Annotated in this window: 20 protein-coding genes and 1 pseudogene; 15 read left to right on the top strand and 6 right to left on the bottom strand. The window is 59.1% G+C overall.

The features are described 5' to 3' along the window. Positions 1–38 precede the first annotated feature (38 nt). On the bottom strand, positions 39–1,517 hold the full coding sequence (tolC, locus tag ACMWKK_RS15205; RefSeq protein WP_112781495.1) for an outer membrane channel protein TolC: 1,479 nt from the start codon (positions 1,515–1,517) through the stop codon (positions 39–41). 205 nt (positions 1,518–1,722) lie between these two features. Between tolC and nudF the strand changes: the two genes are divergently transcribed. From nudF to parE, 5 genes are read left to right on the top strand one after another with little or no spacing between them, the layout of a single operon-like run. Continuing rightward, positions 1,723–2,355 (top strand): ADP-ribose diphosphatase, encoded by a 633-nt coding sequence (gene nudF, locus ACMWKK_RS15200; protein ID WP_045330080.1) that lies wholly within the window; start codon positions 1,723–1,725, stop codon positions 2,353–2,355. Then, entirely contained in the window at positions 2,352–2,774 is a 423-nt protein-coding gene (locus ACMWKK_RS15195; protein ID WP_003862516.1) for a DUF1249 family protein, read from the top strand. Before nudF ends, ACMWKK_RS15195 begins: the two co-directional genes overlap by 4 nt. A 27-nt stretch (positions 2,775–2,801) precedes the next feature. Next, complete coding sequence (gene cpdA, locus ACMWKK_RS15190) at positions 2,802–3,629, top strand: 3',5'-cyclic-AMP phosphodiesterase (protein ID WP_045330083.1); 828 nt, start codon at positions 2,802–2,804, stop codon at positions 3,627–3,629. Then, positions 3,629–4,210 (top strand): esterase YqiA, encoded by a 582-nt coding sequence (gene yqiA / locus ACMWKK_RS15185; RefSeq protein WP_045330084.1) that lies wholly within the window; start codon positions 3,629–3,631, stop codon positions 4,208–4,210. The genes cpdA and yqiA overlap by 1 nt, the downstream gene beginning before the upstream one ends. 28 nt (positions 4,211–4,238) lie before the next feature. Further along, the gene (gene parE / locus ACMWKK_RS15180; RefSeq protein ID WP_032642071.1) at positions 4,239–6,131 is read left to right on the top strand and encodes a DNA topoisomerase IV subunit B; all 1,893 of its coding nucleotides are present in this window, start codon (positions 4,239–4,241) and stop codon (positions 6,129–6,131) included. A 114-nt stretch (positions 6,132–6,245) separates the two neighbouring features. Here the strand turns inward: parE and ACMWKK_RS15175 are convergent, their stop codons facing one another. Continuing rightward, positions 6,246–8,387, bottom strand: a complete 2,142-nt coding sequence (locus ACMWKK_RS15175; RefSeq protein ID WP_112781496.1) for a TonB-dependent siderophore receptor — start codon at positions 8,385–8,387, stop codon at positions 6,246–6,248. A gap of 384 nt (positions 8,388–8,771) precedes the next feature. Between ACMWKK_RS15175 and ACMWKK_RS15170 the strand changes: the two genes are divergently transcribed. Genes ACMWKK_RS15170 through ACMWKK_RS15150 form a run of 5 tightly spaced genes read left to right on the top strand, consistent with a single transcriptional unit; the run spans position 8,772 to position 13,433 of the window. After that, positions 8,772–9,584 (top strand): ABC transporter ATP-binding protein, encoded by an 813-nt coding sequence (locus ACMWKK_RS15170; RefSeq protein WP_112781497.1) that lies wholly within the window; start codon positions 8,772–8,774, stop codon positions 9,582–9,584. Beyond that, positions 9,581–10,564 (top strand): FecCD family ABC transporter permease, encoded by a 984-nt coding sequence (locus ACMWKK_RS15165; protein ID WP_045330089.1) that lies wholly within the window; start codon positions 9,581–9,583, stop codon positions 10,562–10,564. Before ACMWKK_RS15170 ends, ACMWKK_RS15165 begins: the two co-directional genes overlap by 4 nt. After that, positions 10,561–11,601 carry a FecCD family ABC transporter permease gene (locus ACMWKK_RS15160; RefSeq protein WP_112781498.1) on the top strand — a complete coding sequence of 347 codons (1,041 nt, stop codon included), beginning with the start codon at positions 10,561–10,563 and terminating at the stop codon, positions 11,599–11,601. The genes ACMWKK_RS15165 and ACMWKK_RS15160 overlap by 4 nt, the downstream gene beginning before the upstream one ends. Before the next feature lie 9 nt (positions 11,602–11,610). Beyond that, entirely contained in the window at positions 11,611–12,561 is a 951-nt protein-coding gene (locus ACMWKK_RS15155) for an iron-siderophore ABC transporter substrate-binding protein (protein ID WP_112781530.1), read from the top strand. Beyond that, a complete protein-coding gene (locus tag ACMWKK_RS15150; RefSeq protein WP_045330092.1) occupies positions 12,558–13,433 on the top strand; it encodes a MurR/RpiR family transcriptional regulator in 876 nt (291 codons plus the stop codon). Before ACMWKK_RS15155 ends, ACMWKK_RS15150 begins: the two co-directional genes overlap by 4 nt. Before the next feature lie 92 nt (positions 13,434–13,525). Here ACMWKK_RS15150 and ACMWKK_RS15145 read toward each other — a convergent pair whose 3' ends face one another. The 4 genes from ACMWKK_RS15145 to qseB all read right to left on the bottom strand — a co-directional run bounded on the left by ACMWKK_RS15145 (position 13,526) and on the right by qseB (position 16,552). Next, positions 13,526–13,840, bottom strand: a complete 315-nt coding sequence (locus ACMWKK_RS15145) for a putative quinol monooxygenase (RefSeq protein WP_032642059.1) — start codon at positions 13,838–13,840, stop codon at positions 13,526–13,528. 31 nt (positions 13,841–13,871) lie between these two features. Next, a complete protein-coding gene (locus ACMWKK_RS15140) occupies positions 13,872–14,453 on the bottom strand; it encodes an NAD(P)H-dependent oxidoreductase (protein ID WP_406542853.1) in 582 nt (193 codons plus the stop codon). A 105-nt stretch (positions 14,454–14,558) separates the two neighbouring features. Next, positions 14,559–15,896, bottom strand: a complete 1,338-nt coding sequence (gene qseC / locus ACMWKK_RS15135; RefSeq protein ID WP_112781499.1) for a quorum sensing histidine kinase QseC — start codon at positions 15,894–15,896, stop codon at positions 14,559–14,561. After that, positions 15,893–16,552, bottom strand: coding sequence for a quorum sensing response regulator transcription factor QseB (gene qseB / locus ACMWKK_RS15130; protein ID WP_045330096.1), 660 nt, complete (start codon positions 16,550–16,552; stop codon positions 15,893–15,895). Before qseB ends, qseC begins: the two co-directional genes overlap by 4 nt. Before the next feature lie 138 nt (positions 16,553–16,690). Between qseB and ACMWKK_RS15125 the strand changes: the two genes are divergently transcribed. From ACMWKK_RS15125 to ACMWKK_RS15105, 5 genes and pseudogenes are all read left to right on the top strand, one after another. Next, entirely contained in the window at positions 16,691–17,092 is a 402-nt protein-coding gene (locus tag ACMWKK_RS15125; protein WP_112781500.1) for a YgiW/YdeI family stress tolerance OB fold protein, read from the top strand. A gap of 118 nt (positions 17,093–17,210) precedes the next feature. After that, positions 17,211–19,469 carry a DNA topoisomerase IV subunit A gene (gene parC, locus ACMWKK_RS15120; protein WP_112781501.1) on the top strand — a complete coding sequence of 753 codons (2,259 nt, stop codon included), beginning with the start codon at positions 17,211–17,213 and terminating at the stop codon, positions 19,467–19,469. 162 nt (positions 19,470–19,631) lie between these two features. Next, the gene (gene plsC, locus ACMWKK_RS15115) at positions 19,632–20,369 is read left to right on the top strand and encodes a 1-acylglycerol-3-phosphate O-acyltransferase (RefSeq protein WP_024906505.1); all 738 of its coding nucleotides are present in this window, start codon (positions 19,632–19,634) and stop codon (positions 20,367–20,369) included. Positions 20,370–20,427: 58 nt separating this feature from the next. Continuing rightward, positions 20,428–21,840, top strand: coding sequence for a cell division protein FtsP (gene ftsP, locus ACMWKK_RS15110; RefSeq protein ID WP_045330101.1), 1,413 nt, complete (start codon positions 20,428–20,430; stop codon positions 21,838–21,840). 151 nt (positions 21,841–21,991) lie between these two features. Continuing rightward, positions 21,992–23,167: pseudogene (locus ACMWKK_RS15105) on the top strand (YgiQ family radical SAM protein); the annotation flags it as partial. Between the last annotated feature and the right edge of the window lie 109 nt (positions 23,168–23,276).

The following is a 23,276-nucleotide window of genomic DNA, read 5'->3' as shown; positions in this document are numbered from 1 at the left end:
TAAAGTAGGCCCGAGAAGCATAGCGCCATCGGCAATGCTTAGTTACGGAAAGGATTGTTGCCTTTGCTGGCCGGCGCGGTGGTGCGCGCGGCGGCTGGCTGTGCCGCAGGGGCGCTGCCGTTAGCGTTGAAGTTATCAACGGCGGCAACCTGCTGCGGGTTCTCCGGCGCAACGCTGTCCGGAGAGGTGGAGACCGGTTTGCCCAGCGCGCTGTTCAGCATCTGCAGATCCTGCTCGTTCAGCGTACCCAGAGCCTGCTTAATGTTCAGCTGGTTAATCAGGTACTGGTAGCGCGCGCTGGAGAGCTGCTGTTTCGCGTTGTACAGCGTGGTGGTTGCGTCGAGCACGTCAACAATCGTACGTGTACCGACCGAGTAGCCCGCTTCCATCGCGTCCAGAGAGCTCTGTGCAGACACAACGGCCTGTTTATAGGCGTTGATGCTGCTGATAGAGGCGTTCACGTTGTTGAAGGAAGAACGCACGGTCTGCACCACGTTGCGGTGGGCGCTTTCCAGCTTCTCGCTCGCGCCAACAAAGTTGTACTGCGCCTGTTTCACCTGAGAGTTGACCTGACCGCCCTGATACAGCGGCAGGGAGAAGCTCAGGCCCACTTTGTTCTGGCCCATATTGCTGTCGTCATACTGGGACGAATGGGTTTTAGAGCCGCTGTAGGAGGTGTCAGAGATACCGGTAGAGGCGCTCAGGCTAAGGGTTGGCAGGTGGCCGTCCTGCGCCTGGCGAATTTGCTCGCGGGCCAGGTCCTGGCTCAGACGCGCCTGCAGCAACGTCAGGTTGCGGTTTTCCGCTTCTTTCAGCAGGGCGTTAACGGCCTGCGGCTTATCCGTTTTGAAGCTGTCGACGTTCAGGGAGGCCAGCTCAGGGTAGTAGTTACCGGTGACCTGACGCAGGGATTCCAGCGCGTTGTCGAGGTTGTTACGCGCGGTCACTTCGTTGGCCAGCACGGTGTCGTACTGTGAACGGGCGTTCTGCACGTCGGTGATCGCCACCAGGCCCACGTTGAAGCGCTGGGTGGTTTGATCTAACTGACGGTAAATCGCCTGTTTCTGCGCTTCGGTGTAGGAGAGCGCGTCAATGGCGCTCAGCACGTTGAAGTACGCGGTGGCCGTGTTCAGGATCAGCGTCTGCTGATCGGTCTGATAGGTTACATCCTGGATACCCGCGCTCTTTTCCTGCAGGGTCAGGGCACGCCATTTGGACATATCAAACAGCGTCTGTGTTAATTGCAGTGACGCGCTGGTAGCATTGGAGTTTACGCCGTTAGCGTCGCGGAAGCCGTTGCTGTAGGTATAATCTGCACCTAAACCTAACTGCGGCAGCAGTGGGCTACGCGCTTCGTTAATCTTTTCAAACGCAGCATCACGATCGGCCGCTGATTTACGTAAATCAGGGTTGCCCAGACGTGCCTGCTGATAGACCTGTAACAGGTTTTCCGCCTGGCTCATTGCGCTGAAGCCCGTCAGGCTCAGGCCGATAAGGATGGGGAGCAATTTCTTCATTTGCATTCCTTGTTGTGAAGCAGTATTAGCGCTGATCAAATTAAAAAAATAATTGCCGATTCTAACAGAATCTTCCATACCAAAAGGTTGGCGTTACGTGCCATCTGGCGGTAATTTGCACCAATCTACCATATAGCCTTACAAACGGCAGCCAAACAGCCTTGAAATTCACAATTTCATCACCATTGCTACCAGGACTTGACTCATGCAAAAACCAGAAAAGTTGCCCGTGACATTCGCCAAAAACGATGTAGAAATTATTGCACGAGAAACGCTTTATAGCGGTTTTTTTTCAATGGATCTTTACCGTTTCAGGCATCGCCTGTTTAACGGGGAAATGAGCGGCGAAATCAGACGCGAAATTTTTGAGCGCGGGCATGCGGCAGTCTTGCTACCCTTTGACCCAGTGCGTGATGAAGTTGTGCTGGTGGAGCAGATCCGCATCGCTGCGTATGACGTCAGCGAGAGCCCGTGGCTGCTGGAGATGGTCGCCGGGATGATTGAAGAAGGCGAGACGGTTGAAGACGTCGTCCGGCGCGAGGCGCTGGAAGAGGCGGGGCTGGTGGTTGGCCGCGCCAAACCGGTGCTGAGCTATCTGGCAAGCCCGGGAGGCACCAGCGAACGCTTATCCATTATGGTGGGCGAAGTGGACGCCACGACCGCAGAAGGCATTCACGGTCTGGCTGATGAAAACGAAGATATTCGGGTTCATGTGGTAAGCCGGGAACAGGCTTATCAGTGGGTAGAAGAGGGGAAAATCGACAACGCAGCGTCTGTCATCGCCCTGCAATGGCTGCAGCTGCATTATCAGACATTACGAAACGAGTGGAAAAAATGAAGCGCTATACGCCTGACTTCCCAGAAATGATGCGCCTGTGCGAAACCAATTTCGCACAGCTGCGCCGCCTGCTGCCGCGAAACGACGCACCCGGCGAAACGGTAAGCTATCAGGTGAGCAACGCGCAGTATCGATTAACGATAACAGAATCAACGCGCTACACTACGCTGGTGGAGATTGAGCAAACGGCACCCAGCATTAGCTACTGGAGCCTGCCGTCGATGACGGTGCGTCTCTATCATGACGCGATGGTCGCTGAAGTGTGTTCAAGCCAGCAGATCTTTCGCTTCAAGGCGCGGTATGATTACCCGAATAAAAAGTTGCATCAACGCGACGAAAAGCATCAAATTAACCAGTTTTTAGCCGACTGGCTAAGATATTGTTTAGCACATGGAGCAATGGCGATTCCGGTTTGTTAGCGTCATAAACCTACCTAAGGACACCATTTGGAAAGCCTGTTGAACCTGACTGTTGCTGGTGGGGCGCCAGTCAGGATATTACAAATCACCGATACCCACCTTTTTGCCGAAAAGCATGAAACGCTGCTGGGGGTCAATACCTGGGAGAGTTATCAGGCGGTACTGAGCGCCATTCACGCTGAACATCGTGCATGCGATCTGATTGTCGCAACCGGCGATCTGGCGCAGGACCAGTCTTCCGCGGCCTACCAGCATTTTGCTGAAGGCATCGCGAGCTTTAGCGCGCCCTGCGTCTGGCTGCCGGGCAACCACGATTTCCAGCCCGCGATGTACGGTTCTCTGCATGATGCGGGTATTTCTCCGGCGAAATGTGTTTTTGCGGGTGAACAGTGGCAGATCCTGCTGCTGGACAGCCAGGTATTTGGCGTTCCGCACGGTGAGTTAAGCGAGTTTCAGCTCGACTGGCTGGAGACAAAACTGGCTGCTGAACCTGAACGTCACACGCTGCTGCTGCTCCATCATCATCCTCTGCCGGCGGGCTGCAGCTGGCTCGATCAGCACAGCCTGCGCAACTCCGCGGCGCTGGATCGCGTGCTGGCGAAATTCCCGCGGGTGAACAACCTGCTGTGTGGACACATTCATCAGGAACAGGATCTGGACTGGAACGGGCGCCGCATGCTGGCGACGCCGTCGACCTGCGTGCAGTTTAAGCCGCACTGCGCCAACTTTACGCTGGACACCATCGCGCCTGGCTGGCGCTGGCTGGAACTGCATGCCGACGGCACGCTGACCACGGAAGTCTGCCGTTTGACCGGTGCACAGTTCCGCCCGGACACCGCTTCAGAAGGCTATTGATGTCTACGCTCCTTTATCTGCACGGATTCAACAGCTCGCCGCGCTCCGCAAAAGCGACACAGTTTCGCCAGTGGCTGAGCGAGCATCACCCCGACGTTGAGATGATTATCCCGCAGCTGCCGCCTTACCCGGCGGAGGCCGCGGAAATGCTCGAATCCATCGTGCTTGCGCACGGCGGCGAAGCGTTCGGCGTGGTTGGTTCATCGCTTGGCGGGTATTACGCCACCTGGCTTTCGCAATGCTTCATGCTGCCCGCCGTGGTGGTGAATCCGGCGGTACGGCCATTTGAGCTGCTGCGGGACTTTCTTGGCGAAAACGAGAACCCCTACACCGGCCAGCAATATGTGCTAGAGTCACGCCATATTTACGATCTCAAAGTTATGCAGGTCGACCCGCTTGAGGCGCCGGATCTCATCTGGCTGCTGCAGCAGACGGGTGATGAAGTGCTGGATTACCGCCAGGCAGTGGCGTATTACGCCTCCTGCCGCCAGACTATAGAAGAGGGCGGAAACCATGCTTTCACGGGCTTTGAGAATCATTTCACCCAGATTGTCGATTTTCTTGGACTGCACAGCCACTGACAATCAATGCGAATTGCTAGTTTAAATCATGACGCAAACCTATAACGCTGATGCCATTGAGGTCCTCACCGGGCTTGAGCCGGTTCGCCGCCGCCCGGGGATGTACACCGATACGACACGCCCAAACCATCTGGGCCAGGAAGTTATTGATAACAGTGTGGACGAAGCGCTGGCGGGACACGCCAAACGCGTCGACGTTATCCTGCACGCCGATCAGTCGCTGGAAGTCATCGACGACGGGCGCGGCATGCCGGTGGATATTCACCCGGAAGAGGGCGTCCCGGCCGTTGAGCTGATCCTCTGTCGTCTGCACGCGGGCGGTAAGTTCTCTAACAAGAACTACCAGTTCTCCGGGGGTCTGCACGGTGTGGGCATTTCCGTGGTGAATGCCCTGTCCAAACGCGTGGAAGTGAACGTCCGTCGCGACGGTCAGATCTATAACATCGCGTTTGAAAACGGCGAGAAGGTTCAGGATCTGCAGGTTGTCGGCACGTGCGGCAAACGCAACACCGGCACCAGCGTCCACTTCTGGCCAGACGAAAGCTTCTTCGACAGCCCGCGTTTTTCCGTTTCTCGTCTGACGCACCTGCTGAAGGCGAAAGCGGTGCTCTGTCCGGGCGTGGAAATCACCTTTAAAGACCACGTAAATAACACTGAACAAAGCTGGTGCTACGCCGATGGTCTGAACGACTACCTGTGTGAAGCGGTCAACGGCCTGCCGACGCTGCCGGAAAAACCGTTCGTGGGTAACTTTAGCGGCGACACCGAAGCGGTAGACTGGGCGCTGCTGTGGCTGCCGGAGGGCGGCGAGCTGCTGACCGAAAGCTACGTCAACCTAATCCCCACCATGCTCGGCGGTACTCACGTCAACGGCCTGCGTCAGGGCCTGCTGGACGCGATGCGCGAGTTCTGTGAATACCGTAACATCCTGCCTCGCGGCGTGAAGCTGTCGGCGGAAGATATCTGGGACCGCTGTGCCTACGTGCTCTCCGTGAAGATGCAGGATCCGCAGTTTGCCGGTCAGACCAAAGAGCGCCTGTCGTCACGCCAGTGCGCGGCATTCGTCTCCGGCGTGGTGAAAGATGCCTTTACCCTCTGGCTGAACCAGAACGTTCAGGCGGCAGAGATGCTGGCCGAAATGGCGATCTCCAGCGCCCAGCGTCGTCTGCGTGCCGCCAAGAAAGTGGTGCGTAAAAAGCTGACCAGCGGCCCCGCGCTGCCGGGCAAGCTGGCGGACTGTACCGCGCAGGATCTCAACCGTACCGAGCTGTTCCTCGTGGAAGGGGACTCGGCGGGCGGATCGGCCAAGCAGGCGCGCGATCGTGAATATCAGGCGATCATGCCGCTCAAGGGTAAGATCCTGAACACCTGGGAAGTCTCTTCTGATGAAGTGTTGGCCTCGCAGGAAGTGCACGATATCTCTGTCGCGATCGGCATCGATCCGGACAGCGACGATCTCAGCCAGCTGCGCTACGGCAAGATCTGTATCCTCGCGGATGCGGACTCCGACGGTCTGCACATCGCCACGCTGCTGTGCGCGCTGTTCGTGAAGCACTTCCGCACGCTGGTGAAAAACGGTCACGTCCACGTGGCGCTGCCGCCGCTGTACCGTATCGACCTCGGCAAAGAGGTTTACTACGCGCTGACGGAAGAAGAGAAAGCGGGCGTGCTGGAGCAGCTCAAGCGTAAGAAGGGCAAGCCTAACGTGCAGCGCTTTAAAGGGCTGGGCGAGATGAACCCGATGCAGCTGCGCGAAACGACGCTGGATCCGAATACCCGCCGTCTGGTGCAGCTGACCATCAGCGACGAAGATGAACAGCAGACCAACGCCATGATGGATATGCTCCTTGCCAAGAAACGTTCGGAAGACCGACGTAACTGGCTGCAGGAGAAGGGCGATATGGCGGATATTGAGGCCTGATGCTGAAAAAGCCCTGCGATGCAGGGCTTTTTTTTTGCCCGGTGGCGCTGCGCTTACCGGGCCTACGATCGATCCCCTCGCCCCTATGGGGAGAGGGGAACATCCCGCACTGAATCAAAACTCCATCTTCACCGTAAACTGCACTTCGCGCGGGTCGCCAATCTGGTTGCCCAGGTTGTTGGTCGCAATGGAAGACGTGTAGTAGGTTTTATCAAACAGGTTCTTCACGTTCACCTGCAGCGTCACCGGATATTGCAGCTTCATCTTGTACGCCGCAAACGCATCCGCCACGAAATAGCCCGGCAGATAATAATCCGCGCCGTTGGTCGCTGAGCGACGGCTCACGCCGTGCCCGCCGCCGCCCAGCGTCAGGGTATTCCCGGCAAACGCATTATGAATATCGTAGGTGAGGAACAGCGAGCCGGTATGGCGCGGCACGTTCGGCAGCGGTTTGCCCGCGTAGTCCGGGTCTTCCAGCACCTTCGCGTCGGTATAGCCGTAGCTGGCGATAATGTTGGTGTTCTCCGTCAACGACCCGGCAAGATCCACCTCCACGCCCTGAGAGCGCACGCGGCCCGCGGTTTTAGCAACGGTTTCATCGCCGACGCTCTCGGTGTACAGCACGTTGCGCTTGTGGATATCAAACAGCGCGATGTTTGCGGTAATGCCGTCGAACAGGTCGAACTTTGCGCCGATTTCATAGGCGTTCGACGTTTCCGGCGGCAGATCACCAATGTAGCTCGCAATAGACGACTGCGGCATAAACGTCTGGGAATAGTTGGCAAACAGCGAGACCGCCGGGGTGAGCTTATAGACAAGACCCAGCTTCGGCGTCCACTGGTCGTCGCGGCTGTCGGTGTTCACGTTAAACGGACGTCCTTTCCCCGCGTACTGGGTGTAATACTGGTAGCGCAGCCCGGCGACGGCGATCCACTTATCGGTCAGGTACAGCGCGTCCTGCGCGTAGGCAGAGTAGCTCTCCTGCCTGATGGTTTGATCGCTGTCGGATGCCGAGACGGTAGTGCACTTGCCGAGGCTGCCGTAGCTCGGGTTGTAAATATTGAAGTCCTTCACGTTCTTGCAGCGGATCATGTCCGTGCGCAGCAGATCGTAATTCTCATACGACACGCCGGTGAGGATCTCATTGTAAAAGCCCGCGATGTCCACGTTCCCCTGCAGATCCGCTCGCGTCGAGTGCATGCGCTGGGTCGACCCCTGGGTGGCGTCCACGCGGCGGGTCAGGTTGCCGGTTTTTGAATCATAGGCCATCACGCGGGCCTGATTATCGCTGTACTTGTCCTGGCTGTAGCTGTAGTCGAACTTCGCGGTCCACTGGCTGTTAAGGCGGTATTCCGCGTTCAGCTGGGCGAGATCGGACTGGCCGTCGGTGATATTAAACGGCTCGTCAAAGCGGGTCTTGCGATCGACGTTCACCGGCTGTTTGGTGTTGAGGTCGAAGATCGTGCCGCGATCGAACGGCGTTTTATAGTCTCGGTGCGAGTAGAGCACGGTCACGGTGGCATCGTCGCCAAGCCAGGTGAGCGACGGGGCGATAAAGGTGCTGCGCTCGTTGCCAAAATTACGCCAGTAATCCTCGTCCTGATACTCGCCCGTCAGGCGATACGCCAGGCGCGTGCCGTCAATCGGGCCGGTCACGTCAACCTGTCCGGTGCCGCCGCCAAAGCTGGAGGAGGTGGCGGAAATCGAGCCGCCGAAGGTCTTCTCCGGGCGTTTGGTGACGACGTTAATCAGGCCACCCGGGTCTAAAATGCCGTACAGCGTTGAGGCCGGGCCTTTCAGCACCTCCACGCGCTCGGTGGCGGCGTTAAAGCTGCGCGGCAGGACGGTGCGTAGACCGTTGGTCATGATCGAGCCGTCCCGGTTCGCGCCAAACCCGCGGCGCACGAAGGCATCCTGCGTGCCGCCCAGGGTGTTGGTCTGCACCACGTTGCTGACGTTATAGAGCGCTTCATCCAGCGTGGTGGCGTGCTGATCCTCCAGCACTTTATCGCTGACGGTATTCACCACCTGCGGGATATCCAGCATCGGCATGTTGGTTAACGTCGCGGTGGAGGTATTCAGCGGCTGATAGCCGTTGGTGGCCTCCGCCGTGGTATTTGGATCGGCGGTGACGGTAAGCGTTTCGCCGTCTTTCGCCGCACTGGTGTCTGCTGCATGCGCCAGCGGCGCCATAAACAGCAGTGAAAAGAGCGCGCGCCCTTTTACGCCAGAGAGTGAAGGTGTGAACGTAGCCATTACATCTGTTATCCCGAAATATCCCGCGAATGCGCTCGCGGCAAACTGTATGAGTCATTGCCCTTTATGGTCTGCTCGTTAGCCAGAACCGGCATCGAACATGTAATTGAGAATCATTCAATCATGCGCGAATGTAGTAGTAAATGGAAAAAAGAAAAATTTGGCTACAGCAGATAGCTATGGAGGTAAGCGCAGCGGATATGTTTTTAAGTTATTAAAATTGATGGTTTTTTAAACCTTCTTGCTTTTGTCTTTCCTCTGGCTTACCCCTGGTTTTTTCAGGGTGTTTCTTCTCTTGACTACTACAGGGCGCGGCGTCAAACTCTCAAAAGAGAATGATTTTTATTTATATTTATTGCTGTTTTTTATTACGTTGGCATACACGTGGCTCACAACACCCAAAAACCGGGACTGGTTCTGGAGAACCTCTCTGCGGGCTATCAGAAAAAAATCATCGTTGATGATATCTCCCTTACGATCCCTCAGCAGAAAATGACGGTGCTGGTAGGGGCGAACGGCTGTGGGAAATCCACGCTGCTGAGCACGATTGCGCGCTTGCTCCAGCCGCTTGGCGGCGGGGCCGTTCTCGACGGCAAGGCGATTCACGAGCAGCCGACTAAAGCGGTCGCCCGTCAGCTTGGCATTCTCCCGCAGTCTCCGCTGCTGCCGGAAGGGTTAACCGTTTTTGAACTGGTCTCGCGCGGGCGTTTTCCCTGGCAAAATTTCATGCGCCAGTGGAGCGACGAGGACGAGCGGGCGGTGGAAGAGGCGCTTCGCCTTACCGGTACGGCGGAGTTTGCCCATATGCCGGTGGAGAGCCTGTCCGGCGGGCAGCGTCAGCGCTGCTGGATCGCCATGGCGCTGGCGCAGCAAACGCCGTATATCCTGCTTGACGAGCCCACGACGTTTCTCGATCTCCGCTACCAGGTGGAGATCCTGGAACTGCTGCACGCCCTGACCCGCCGGCACGGGCGTACCGTCGTGGTGGTGCTGCACGACCTCAACTTCGCCGTGAACTACGGCGACTCGCTGGTCTTTTTACGCCAGGGGAAAGTGGAAGGCGTCTTGCATGAGGGCGACGTCTGCACGCCAGCGCTGATCAAAGCGGTGTTTGATGTGGACGTGCATATGTCCATTAACCCGTTGACCGGCAAGCCGTTCTTCATGCCATTTCGCCAGGGCACCGTTCAGCCATGATGCGCTCATCTCTGGCCTTCCTGCTCTTCGCCTTACTGCTGGCACTGGGTGCGATTCTGCACCTTGGGATCGGCGCGCGCTTTATCGCCCCGCAGACGGTGGTAGAGGCATTCATCCATTTCGATCCGCGCAATTTCGACCATAACGTCATTATCAAATTAAGGCTGCTGCGCCTCTGCGCCGCGATGGTGACGGGCGCCGCGCTCGGCGTCGCGGGCGTGCTGCTGCAGTCCGTAATCCGCAACCCGCTCGGCGAGCCGCATATTCTGGGGCTTAACGCCGGGGCGGCACTGGCGGTGGTGCTGACGAGCGCGCTTGGGCTCTCGCTGCCGTTTGGTCGTCCGCTGATTGCCGCCGCCGGTGCCGCCGCGCTGTTTCTGCTGGTGCTGACGTTCTCCTCGTCCGGCCGCACCGGGCTTACGCCAATGAAAATCACCCTGTGCGGCGTGGCGATGTCGGCGTTTGCCTCGTCGATTACCGCCGCGGTATTAATCCTTGATGAGCAGACGCTGCTCGCCATGCGCACCTGGCTGGCGGGGGATCTGGCCGGGGTCAGCGTGCAGACGCTTCAGGGGGCGCTTTGGTCTGCAGCCGCCGGTTTTGTTCTCGCTATCGGGCTGTCGCCTTCGCTCAACATGCTGGCGCTGGGAGACCGAATGGCGCAGGGGCTCGGCGTGTCGCTGCTGAAAACCCGCCTGCTGGCCCTGCTGGCCATCGCGCTGCTCTGCGGCGCGGCCGTCTCAATCGCCGGGCCGATTGGCTTTATCGGGCTGGTCGTGCCGCAGCTTATTCGCCGTCTGGCGTCGGTCGATTTACGCGTGATGGTGCCGCTGTCCGCCCTGTGCGGTGCGCTGGTTCTGCTGCTGGCGGATATCGCCGCCCGCACGCTGTTTACGCCCTGGGAACTGGCAACCGGCATCATGACGGCTCTGGTTGGCGCGCCCGTGTTTATCCTGATGGCCGCGAGGATGTTCAAATGAACCGGGCCGGACTGCGTGCGTTACGCGTGGGTGCCTTCTCGACGCTGGTTCGTCCAAAAGCGCTGGCGTGTCTGGCCGTGCTGACGCTGGCGGCCTGCGTGCTGACCGCTTTTGGCCTGACGCACGGCTCATTACCCATTCCCGCCTCCGCCATCGGGCGCGCGCTGTTTTCGCCTGAAAGTCTGACGGCGGAGACGCGCTACATCGTGATGGATATCCGCCTGCCGCGCCTGCTGATGGCGGTGCTGTGCGGCGCGATGCTCGGCATGGCGGGGGCGGCAATGCAGTCTGTCACCCGCAATGGCCTTGCTGACCCGGGGCTTATCGGCGTGAAGGAGGGCTGCAGCGCGGCGGTACTGCTGCTGATTTTCCAGTTCCCGGCGCTTGGCCTGGCCTGGCGACCGCTGGTCGGCATGGCCGGTGGGCTACTCACCGCGCTGCTGGTGATTGCCCTGGCGCGCGACATCTCGCGCCCGCGGTTCATCCCGATCGGCATCGGCGTGTCGTGGGCCTTCGCTGCGGCAATGGGCGTTTTTATGACCACCGCCGACGTGCGCGACGTGCAGACGGCAATGCTGTGGCTGGCGGGAAGCCTTCATGCGGCAAACTGGACGCTGGTGGGATTGGCCGCGCTCTGGGCCGCCCCCGCGTTTGCGCTGCTGCTCTTTACCGCGCGGTCAGCGGACGTGGCGCTGCTCGGCAACCACGCCGCGACGGGACTTGGCGTGCGCATAACCCGGCTGGCGCTGCTGCGGGTTCTTGCCCCGGTGGTGCTGACGGCGGCCTGCGTCTCCTGCGTGGGCAGTATTGGATTCGTGGGGCTGATTGCCCCGCACATGGCGCGCCTGCTGCTGCGAGGCGGGCAAACCGCGCTCCTGACGGGAAGCGCCGTGCTGGGCGCGCTGCTGGTGCTGCTGGCGGATAACGTCGGACGCCTGGCTTTCCTCCCGCTGCAGCTGCCGGCGGGGATTGTGATTTCACTGATTGGCGGACCGTTTTTCCTGCTGCTGCTCTGGCAGCGTCGGGACAGATTTTAGGGGACTATGATGCGCATACTGTTTTCGATGCTGTTGCTGGTGGGCTTCGCGGTGAGCGCGGCGGAGCCGACGCAGATATTTACCGACGATTTGGGACGCAAGGTTGCTGTGCCGGTTCACCCGAAGCGGATCGTCTCCTTACACGATCTTGATATCACCATTCCGCTGATAGAGCTTGGCGTGCCGCCGGTGGCGAGCCATGGACGCACGCGGCCTGACGGCAGCCACTTTCTGCGTTCCAGCGGCATGCTGACCGGCGTCGACTTCGATAATTCCGACATCAAATTTATCGGTACGGCGGATATCAACATAGAGGCCATTGCCGCCGCAAAGCCTGACCTGATTATCACCGAGCCGACGCGTAACACCCCGGTGGAACAGCTGGCGAAAATTGCCCCTACGGTGAGCATCGATCATCTCGACGGCGGGGCGCCGGAAATCTACCGCAAGCTGGCGCAGCTCACGGGCACGCAGGCAAGGCTAAACATTCTGGAACGCCGCTATCGGGAACAAATCAGGGCGCTGAAGGCGGCCATCGACACGCGCAAAATCACCGTGTCGGTGATTCAGGCCAATCAGGGGAAAATCAACGCCATGCACAGCTACCACTCGCTGGGCCGCGTGCTGCGTGATGCCGGTTTTACCTTCCCACCGCTGATTGAGTCCATCCCGGAAGGGGGACGGATAGACGTCAGCGCCGAGCGACTGCCGGAGCTGGACGCCGATTTCGTCTTCGCCACCTGGCGCGGGGATACGGGCGGTAAACCGCAGGACGAGCTGGCGGCAATGGATGCGGTCATGCCGGGCTGGTGCCAGTTCCTGAACGCCTGCCGAACCGGGCACTACGTGCTGATCTCGCGTGAAGAGGCCATCTCAAATTCGTTTGCGTCTTTAGGGCTGATGGCCGCGCAGGTGCAGTCGCAGATTGCCGGGCGTCCGCTGCCGGAGGCATCGCGGTGAGCCGAAAAGTCGACGTCTTTGGCGACCGCCTCCGCTCGCGGGCGCACCAGCTGACGCCGCGCCTGCTGCAGGTGGCGCGCTACATCAACGAGAATCGTGAAGCGGTGATGGAACAGACGGCGATGGAGATCGCGACGTTGCTGAAAACGTCCGATGCCACCGTCGTTCGCGCCATTCAGGCGCTGGGCTTCGCCGGGCTGCGCGATCTCAAGCAGACGCTGGAGCAGTGGTTTGGTCCGGTGGTCACCTCCAGCGAAAAGATCTCCACTACGGTGAACACGCTCGCCAGCGACGTTAACGCAAGCATTGATTTTGTGCTGGAGGGGCATCAACACACCTGCGAGGTGTTATCGGAGCCCCACAACCGCTTCGCGATGGCGCAGGCGGTCTCTCTGCTGGCTCAGGCGAGGCAGGTTGCCATCTTTGGCATTGGCGCCTCCGGCATTCTGGCCGAGTACACCGCCAGGCTGTTCAGCCGTATGGGGTTACCGGCCACGCCCCTAAACCGGACCGGAATAGGGCTTGCCGAGCAGCTGATTGCGCTTCAGCGCGGCGACGTGCTGGTGATGATGGCGCAGAAATCCGCGCACCGGGAAGGGCAAACCACGCTCCGTGAAGCAAAACGTCTCGGTATTCCCACCATCCTGCTGACCAATGCCCTCGATTCGCGATTCAGCAAGGAGGCCAGCGTGGTGATCCACGTTCCGCGCGGCGGCGAAAAGGGCAAAATCCCGCTCCACGGCACGGTGCTGCTGTGTCTGGAGATGATTATTTTATCCGTCGCCTCCACCGAGCCGCAGCGCTCCATCAAGTCGATGAAGCGCATCAACGAGTTACATCGCGGGTTAAAGCCGGGGAAGAAAAGCAGCTAAAACAAAGCCCGGTGGCGCTAGCGCTTACCGGGCCTACGGTGCAGTTTTAGTAGGCCGGGTAAACGCATTGCCACCCGGCAAATACCACGAACTTACGCCCCTTGCTCCAGGATGCGGATGTGGGTTTCCAGCACGTCGCCTTTCACCGCGTCGCTCCACGCTTTCATGTGCGCGGTCTGCAGGTGCGCTTCAAGATGCGCGACGGTTTCCCACTGCTCAACCATGATGATCGAGTCCGGCGCGGTGGCCTGGAAGCTTGCGTCAGTGGCGGCATCCACCATCGGCGCGTAGCCGTGGCAGCCTTCTTCTTTCAGTACGGTCGGGATAATTTTCGCGAACTGATCCAGCACCGCCTGACGGTGATGTTGACCTGGACGAGTACGGATTTCTGCGATTACGGTAAGCATGTTGACTACTCCTTTAATTCCAGGCTACCAGTTAAGCAAAAATTTCCGCGAGATGCTTGCGATATTCTGCGATATAGCGCGGGACATCAGGCATTTTAATCACGTCGTTGACGATAAAGGTCGGCAGCGGATCCATGCCCAGGAACTGATTCGCCTTGTGGAACGGCAGGTATGCGCCGTCCACGCCCACGCCTTCGAAGAACTGATCTTTCTCGGTGAAGGCTTCCAGCGGGGCGTTCCAGGTCCGCGACAGCATATATTTTTTGCCCTGAATCAGGCCGCCGGAACCGTATTTTTTGGACGCGTCAGAACGGGTACGACCGTCGCTGGCATACAGTGAGCCATGACCTTCGGTGAACACGTCGTCCATGTATTTTTTCACGGTCCACGGCGCGCCCATCCACCAGCCGGGCATCTGCCAGATCACGACGTCAGCCCACAGGAAATTCTGCACTTCGGCCTTCACGTCGTAGTTACTGTCCGCGCGTACGACCTTAACATCATGCCCGGCGTCGCGCAGGAAACCGTCCGCGACCTCGGTCAGGGTGTCATTCAGCTGGCCTTTAGAGTGCGCAAATTCTTTTGCACCGTTGATAATCAGAATGTTGCTCATTACTTGTCCTCGATGATGAGAGTATGGCGGGTATTCTACGCGCGAGCACGGAGCGGAAAAATGAGCAAAATGTGCAAAGTCTTTTGCTCCAGATGCAATAATCCCTCACCAGCTGACCTTCACTTCAAAACCGCCTTCAGGGGCATTGCCCGGCGCGACGCGCATTTCGTGCAGGGAGGCGATGCGCTTCACAATGGATAACCCCAGCCCGCTGCCCGTGGCATCCTGACCCGGCGGACGGTAAAAGCGTTCGCCGATGCGCGCCAGCGCGTCGGGCGAAATGCCCGGGCCGTTGTCGCGTACGGTAAAGCGATGCGCGTCCAGCGTCACGTCCACCACGCTGCCGCGCGGGCTGTAGCGAATCGCGTTATCCAGCAGGTTGCGTACCAGCAGGCTCAGGAGCAGCTGCTGTCCCGTGCGCGTCACCTCGGGCGCGTTGATGTTGAGACGGATATCAATGCCCGCCTGCTGCGCCGCAGGGTAAATATCCATTACCGCGGACTGCAGCAAATCGGCCATCGCGATCTGTTCTACACCGTCGAGGCTGTCCAGCGAGTCCAGACGCGACAGGGTGAGGAGCTGATCCACCAGCCGGGAAGCGCGGTCGATGCCCGCATGCAGCTGCATCAGCGCCTTTTCCCGCGCCTGCGGATCGTCCTGCGAGAGCTGCGCCACGTCGGTTTGCACCTTCAGGGCCGCCAGCGGGCTGCGCAGCTCGTGGGCGGCATCAGAGGTAAAGCGGCGCTCGCGGGTCATCATCTCCTGGGTACGCGCGAAGAGATGATTCAGCGCGTCGAGCAGGGGGCGCACCTCCAGGGGGACGCCCTCAAGGGGCAGCGCATCGGTGGCGTCCGGCGAGCGGGAGCGCAGGGTCTGCGCCAGCTTTTTCAGCGGCTTCAGCTCCCGGCTGAGGAGGAGAATCAGCAGAAGCAACATCACGGGCAGCGCCACCAGCCACGGCGTGAGCTGCGAGCTGACCACGTCCAGCGCCATATCCTGGCGGTACTCCCACTCCTGGCCGACCACTACGCGGTATTTCCCGTCTGGCGAGGTCAGCCATAAAAAGCGCCATTCGTCGTTATCATCCTGAAGCCGTCCGTCGTCAAAGCCGTCACGGCGATAGTGGTACGGAATATCGCGGCCGTTTTCGCCGTCGTTCAGGAGCATCTTGCCGTCGACGGTGTAAATGGCAAAAGCCAGCGCGTCATCATCCAGACGACCGTGCTTCACTTTTTTGGGGATCTCACGCATGCGTTCGGGGGCGCGGATCTCGTTAAGATCCATCGTCAGCAGTCGTTTGGCAAACAGCATCTGCTGGGTATCGAACAGCTTATCGAGCTTGTGGGTCGTTTGCTGCCAGGCCACCAGGCTGGCGGCAAACCAGGCCGTCAGCGAGAGCAGCAGGAAGAGAAGCGTCAGGCGCAGCTTCAGGCTCAGCTTCATGCGTCACCCAGGGTGTAGCCGATGCCGTGCACGGTGCGGATAAACTCGCTGCCAAGCTTGCGGCGCAGGTGATGAACGTGGACTTCTACCGCGTTGCTGGAGACGTCGTCGTCCCAGGTATAGAGTTTTTCCTCGATCAGCTTGCGCGGCAGCACCCGACCCGCATTGCGCATTAACAGCTCCAGCAGGGCGAACTCTTTCGGCTTGAGCGTCAGCGGCTCGCCGTCCAGCGTGGCGATGAGACGGGTCGGATCGAGCGTCACCTTCCCGTGGCGCAGCTCGCTGCGCGCCTGGCCGTGGCTGCGGCGGACCAGCGCTTCGAGGCGGGCACCCACTTCGATCAGCGCGAACGGCTTACAGAGGTAATCATCCGCGCCGAGACGCAGCCCCTCGACGCGCTGGCTAAGCGCATCCCGCGCCGTCAGAATTAATACCGGCTCGCTGCGCCCGCTTTCGCGCCACGCGCGCAGGATCTCCAGACCGTCAATTTCCGGCAGCGTCAGATCCAGCACCACGGCATCATAGGGCGCAGACGAAAGCGCAGCCTGACCGGTTTTACCGTCGGTAAACCAGTCCACGCTAAAGCCCATTTTGCTTAAGCCCGCCTTGATGCCGTCGCCGATTAACCTGTCGTCTTCTACCAGTAAAATGCGCATATTCCCTCCTTGTTGCCGCCAGTAAACCTCCTGCGCCCGTGCGCTGTACAGAAAAAATAAATAAATTTTTCCCTTAAGAAGTTGTTAAGGATTACCCTGTTAAATGGACCGCGAAACCAGATTAAAGGGAGACTTAATATGAAAAAATTCGCTGCGATTGCCGCCATCATGATGATGACCACTGCCCCTGTTTTTGCCGCGCAGGGGGGCTTTAACGGCCCGTCCGCAACCGCGACCCAGACGCAAACCCAGCAGGGCGGTTTTGTGGATAACAACGCCAACCTGACGACGGCGGCAAAAGTGAAGGATCTGAAGGACGATGCCTGGGTGAAGCTGCGTGGGAATATCACCGAGCGCCTGTCCGATGACCGCTATACCTTCCGCGATGAAACCGGCACGGTAGTGGTTGAGATTGACCACAAGCGCTGGAACGGCGTGACCGTCAGCCCGCAGGATAAGGTCGAACTCCAGGGTAAAGTCGATAAAGAGTGGAACGAGTTTGAAATCGACGTGAAGCAGGTCATCAAGCTGAACAACTAACCCGAAAAGGGCCGCTTAAGCGGCCCTTTTTCTTTGTGACTCAACTCGTCAGATAAGGTAGTATCTGCGGCAATATTGCCTGAAACCCTTCGGTTTCTGAGTTGAGGAATCACACGTAATGAGCGATATGGCAGAGCGCCTCGCGCTACATGAATTCACGGAAAACGCCTACCTGAACTACTCCATGTACGTCATCATGGACAGGGCGTTGCCGTTTATCGGAGATGGCCTGAAGCCCGTTCAGCGCCGCATCGTGTATGCGATGTCCGAACTGGGGCTGAACGCCACCGCCAAGTTCAAGAAATCCGCCCGTACCGTCGGTGACGTGCTGGGTAAATATCATCCGCACGGCGACAGCGCCTGTTATGAAGCGATGGTGCTGATGGCGCAGCCGTTCTCCTACCGCTACCCGCTGGTGGACGGGCAGGGGAACTGGGGCGCGCCGGACGATCCTAAATCCTTCGCGGCGATGCGTTATACCGAATCACGCCTGTCTAAATATGCCGAAGTGCTGCTGGGCGAGCTGGGTCAGGGAACCGTTGACTGGGTGCCAAACTTCGACGGCACGCTGCAGGAGCCGAAGATGCTGCCTGCGCGCCTGCCGAACATCCTGCTGAACGGCACCACCGGGATTGCGGTCGGCATGGCGACGGACATTCCGCCGCACAACCTGCGTGAAGTGGCGAAAGCCGCCATCACCCTGATTGAGCAGCCGAAAGCCTCGCTCGACGATCTGCTGGATATCGTCCAGGGGCCGGACTACCCGACCGAAGCCGAGATCATCACCTCGCGCGCGGAAATCCGCAAAATCTACCAGAACGGCCGCGGCTCCGTGCGCATGCGCGCGGTGTGGAATAAAGAGGACGGCGCCGTAGTCATTACCGCGCTGCCGCACCAGGTTTCCGGTGCCAAAGTGCTGGAGCAGATCGCCGCCCAGATGCGCAATAAAAAGCTGCCGATGGTGGACGACCTGCGCGACGAATCCGACCACGAGAACCCGACCCGTCTGGTGATTGTGCCGCGATCCAACCGCGTGGACATGGAGCAGGTGATGAACCACCTGTTCGCCACTACCGATCTGGAAAAAAGCTACCGCATCAACCTGAACATGATCGGCCTCGACGGGCGCCCGGCGGTGAAAAACCTGCTGGAGATCCTCAGCGAATGGCTGACGTTCCGCCGCGATACGGTCCGCCGTCGTCTGAACCATCGTCTGGAGAAAGTGCTTAAGCGCCTGCATATCCTCGAAGGTTTGCTGGTGGCGTTCCTCAATATCGACGAGGTGATTGAGATCATCCGTACCGAGGACGAGCCGAAGCCGGCCCTGATGTCGCGTTTTGGCATCAGCGAAACCCAGGCCGAAGCGATCCTCGAGCTGAAGCTGCGCCATCTCGCCAAACTGGAAGAGATGAAAATCCGCGGCGAGCAGAACGAGCTGGAAAAAGAGCGCGATCAGCTGCAGGCGATCCTCGCCTCCGAGCGCAAGATGAACACCCTGCTGAAGAAAGAGCTGCAGGCCGATGCCGACGCGTTTGGCGACGACCGTCGTTCTCCGCTGCACGAGCGCGAAGAAGCGAAGGCGATGAACGAGCACGACATGCAGCCGTCCGAGCCGGTGACTATTGTCCTGTCGCAAAGCGGCTGGGTGCGCAGCGCTAAAGGCCACGATATCGACGCGCCGGGGCTCAGCTACAAGGCGGGGGACAGCTTTAAAGCGGCGGTGAAAGGCAAGAGCAACCAGCCGGTGGCGTTCATTGACTCTACCGGCCGCAGCTACGCCATTGACCCGATCACGCTGCCTTCCGCGCGCGGGCAGGGCGAACCGCTCACCGGCAAGCTGACGCTGCCGCCGGGCGCGACGGTCGACCATATGCTGATGGAAGCCGATGACCAGAAGCTGCTGCTGGCGTCCGATGCGGGCTACGGGTTTATCTGTACCTTTAACGACCTGGTTTCCCGCAACCGTGCCGGTAAGGCGCTGATTAGCCTGCCGGACAACGCCCACGTGATGGCGCCGCTGGTGATTGAGAACGAAAGCGACATGCTGCTGGCGATCACTACCGCCGGTCGTATGCTGATGTTCCCGGTCAGCGATCTGCCGGAGCTGTCGAAAGGCAAGGGTAACAAGATCATCAACATCCCGTCGGCGGAGGCCGCGAAAGGCGAAGATAGCCTTGCGCACCTCTTCCTCCTTCCGCCGCAGAGCACGCTGACCATTCACGTCGGCAAGCGCAAAATCAAGCTTCGTCCGGAAGAGCTGCAGAAGGTGGTGGGTGAGCGCGGTCGCCGCGGCTCGCTGATGCGCGGCCTGCAGCGCATTGACCGCGTGGAGATTGACTCTCCTGCACGCAGCGCGGCGGGTGACAGCGAAGAGTAATGTCGTGATATCCCCCTCTGCCCGAGGGGGAATTTCAAGAAAATTTCCCGTAAAATCGTTGTTAATTCGTGCGTTGCGATTAACAATACGCGCTCGTAATAAAGTCCTTACCTGGCCACAGGTGAAGTATAATTGTCAGCTGTTGGGGCTTCAGAGGTCGCTATGCTATACATTGTTCGTCTTATTCTTACCGTTATCTACTGTATTCTGGTCTGTATTTTCGGCTCTATTTATTGCCTGTTCAGCCCGCGCAACCCGAAGCATGTCGCCACCTTTGGCCATATGTTCGGGCGTCTTGCGCCGCTGTTTGGCCTGAAAGTTGAAAAACGTCTGCCGGAAGGGGCGGAGAACTTCGGTAACGCCATCTATATCGCCAACCATCAGAACAACTACGATATGGTCACGGCCTCCAATATCGTGCTTCCACCGACCGTGACGGTGGGCAAAAAAAGCCTGCTGTGGATCCCGTTTTTTGGCCAGCTGTACTGGCTGACCGGTAACCTGCTGATCGACCGTAACAACCGTGCAAAAGCGCACAGCACCATTGCGGAAGTGGTGAACCATTTTAAAAAGCGCAAAATCTCCATCTGGATGTTCCCGGAAGGAACCCGCAGCCGCGGTCGTGGCCTGCTGCCGTTTAAAACCGGTGCGTTTCATGCCGCAATTGCGGCAGGTGTTCCAATTATTCCTGTGTGCGTTTCGAATACTTCGAATAAGATTAATCTTAACCGCCTGAATAACGGGCTGGTGATTGTCGAAATGCTGCCGCCCGTCGATACCAGCAAATACGGTAAAGATCAGGTGCGCGAGCTGGCAGCGCACTGCCGCGATCTGATGGCTGAGCATATTGCGCTGCTCGATAAAGAAGTCGCAGAGAGAGAAGCCGCAGGTAAGATTTAACCCGGCGTTGAAGGGAAAACGAATTCCCGCGTTGTTAGTCGTTTCAGATGGAGCTTATATGTCACTCAGTCGGCGTCAGTTTATTCAGGCTTCGGGTATCGCCCTCTGTGCGGGTGCGATGCCGCTGACAGCCAGCGCCGCCGGGCAGCAACAGCCGCTGCCCATTCCGCCACTCATTGAATCCCGTCGCGGTCAGCCGCTTTTCCTGACGCTGCAGCGCAGCCACTGGTCCTTCACCCAGGGGACGCGCGCGCCGGTCTGGGGGATTAACGGACGCTATCTCGGGCCGACCATCCGCGTATGGAATGGCGATGACGTAAAGCTCATCTACAGTAACCGTACCCCTGAAAACGTCGCCATGACCATCAGCGGCTTACAGGTGCCCGGCCCGCTGATTGGCGGCGCGGCGCGAATGATGTCACCCAGCGCCGACTGGGCGCCCGTGCTGCCCATTCGCCAGAGCGCGGCCACCCTGTGGTATCACGCCAACACCCCTAATCGCACGGCGCAGCAGGTCTATAACGGCCTGGCCGGCATGTGGCTGGTGGAAGATGAGGTCAGCAAATCCCTGCCGATTCCGAACCACTACGGCGTCGATGATTTCCCGATTATCATCCAGGACAAACGTCTGGATAATTTCGGTACGCCGGAATACAGCGAGCCGGGCAGCGGCGGCTTCGTCGGCGATACGCTGCTGGTGAACGGCGCGCAGAGCCCGTATGTGGAAGTGTCTCGCGGCTGGGTGCGCCTGCGTCTGCTGAATGCCTCTAACTCGCGCCGCTATCAGCTGCAGATGAGCGACGGCCGTCCGCTGCACGTGATCTCTGGCGATCAGGGCTTTTTACCGGCGCCGGTCTCCGTCAAGCAGCTGGCGCTCTCGCCGGGTGAGCGTCGCGAAGTTCTCATTGATATGACCAACGGGGATGAAGTGTCCGTGACCTGCGGCGAAGCGGCCAGCATCGTTGACCGTATTCGCGGGTTCTTTGAACCGTCGAGCATTCTGGTCTCAACCCTGGTGCTGACCCTGCGCCCAACCGGCCTGCTGCCGCTGGTGACCGATAGCCTGCCCATGCGCCTGCTGCCGCAGGAGATCCTGAGCGGCTCGCCGGTGCGCAGCCGTGATATCAGCCTGGGCGACGATCCGGGCATCAACGGCGCGCTGTGGGACGTCAACCGCATCGACATTACCGCCCAGCAGGGCACCTGGGAGCGCTGGACGGTGCGTTCAGATATGCCGCAGTCGTTCCATATTGAAGGGGTGTCGTTCCTGATCCGCAACGTTAACGGCGCGATGCCGTTCCCGGAAGATCGCGGCTGGAAAGATACCGTCTGGGTGGACGGCCAGGTTGAGCTGCTTGTCTACTACGGCCAGCCTTCGTGGCCGCACTTCCCGTTCCTGTTCCACAGCCAGACGCTGGAGATGATGGACAGGGGCTCCGTGGGGCAGATGCTGGTGAATCCGGCACCGTAAAACGAGTCGGGTGGCGGCTTCGCCTTACCCGACCTACAGTCCCGTAGGCCCGGTAAGCGTAGCGCCACCGGGTAATAAATACCCCTTCATTTCCCACAATGTTCCAGCGTATAATCCCCGCCCTTTTGTCTATTTTTTCTTCGGAAGCATTATGAGCGCAATTTCCCTGATCCAGCCGGATCGTGACCTCTTCTCCTGGCCCCAGTACTGGGCGGCCTGCTTTGGACCGGCACCGTTCCTGCCGATGTCCCGGGAAGAGATGGACCAGCTGGGCTGGGACAGCTGCGACATCATTCTGGTTACGGGCGACGCCTACGTTGACCATCCGAGCTTCGGCATGGCCATCTGCGGCCGTATGCTTGAGGCCCAGGGCTTCCGCGTGGGGATCATCTCCCAGCCTGACTGGAACAGCAAAGACGACTTTATGCGTCTGGGGAAACCGAACCTGTTCTTCGGCGTGACCGCAGGCAACATGGACTCGATGATCAACCGCTACACCGCCGACCGTAAGCTGCGTCATGACGATGCCTACACGCCGGATAACGTGGCGGGTAAACGCCCTGACCGCGCGACCCTGGTGTATACCCAACGCTGCAAAGAAGCCTGGAAGGACGTGCCGGTGATCCTGGGCGGCATCGAGGCGAGCCTGCGCCGTACCGCGCACTACGACTACTGGTCAGATACCGTGCGCCGCTCGGTGCTGGTGGATTCTAAAGCCGACATGCTGATTTACGGCAACGGCGAGCGTCCGCTGGTGGAAGTAGCGCATCGTCTGTCGCAGGGCGAGCCGGTGAGCAGCATCCGCGACGTGCGCAATACCGCCATCATGGTGAAAGAGGCGCTGCCGGGCTGGCGCGGCGTGGATTCCCGCATCATCGATATGCCGGGCAAGATAGACCCGATCCCGCACCCGTACGGCGACGATCTGCCGTGTGCCGATAACAAGCCGGTTGAGCCAAAGAAAGCGGAAGCGAAGGCTATCGTCGTGCAGCCGCCGCGGCCGAAGCCGTGGGAAAAGACCTACGTGCTGCTGCCGTCCTACGAGAAGGTGAAAGCCGACAAGGTGCTCTACGCCCATGCCTCCCGTATTCTGCACCATGAAACGAACCCGGGCTGCGCCCGCGCGCTGATGCAGAAGCACGGCGAGCGCTTTATCTGGATCAACCCGCCGGCCATCCCGCTCTCCACCGAAGAGATGGACAGCGTCTTCGCGCTGCCGTATAAGCGCGTGCCGCACCCGGCGTACGGCAACGCCCGTATTCCGGCGTATGAGATGATCCGCTTCTCGATCAACATCATGCGCGGCTGCTTCGGCGGGTGCTCGTTTACTCTTGTTTTTATGTATTTAGAGTTAAACTCTACTTTTCTATTTTTAGAATTCAAGCTATTCATCGTAATTGAGAGATATCCTTTTAATGTTCAGCAAGCCTGTTAAA

The organism is Enterobacter sp. 01-M-03-SI-ECC, from assembly GCF_047530215.1.
Lineage (GTDB): Bacteria > Pseudomonadota > Gammaproteobacteria > Enterobacterales > Enterobacteriaceae > Enterobacter > Enterobacter chengduensis.
This window is presented reverse-complemented; position numbering and strand designations above follow the sequence as displayed.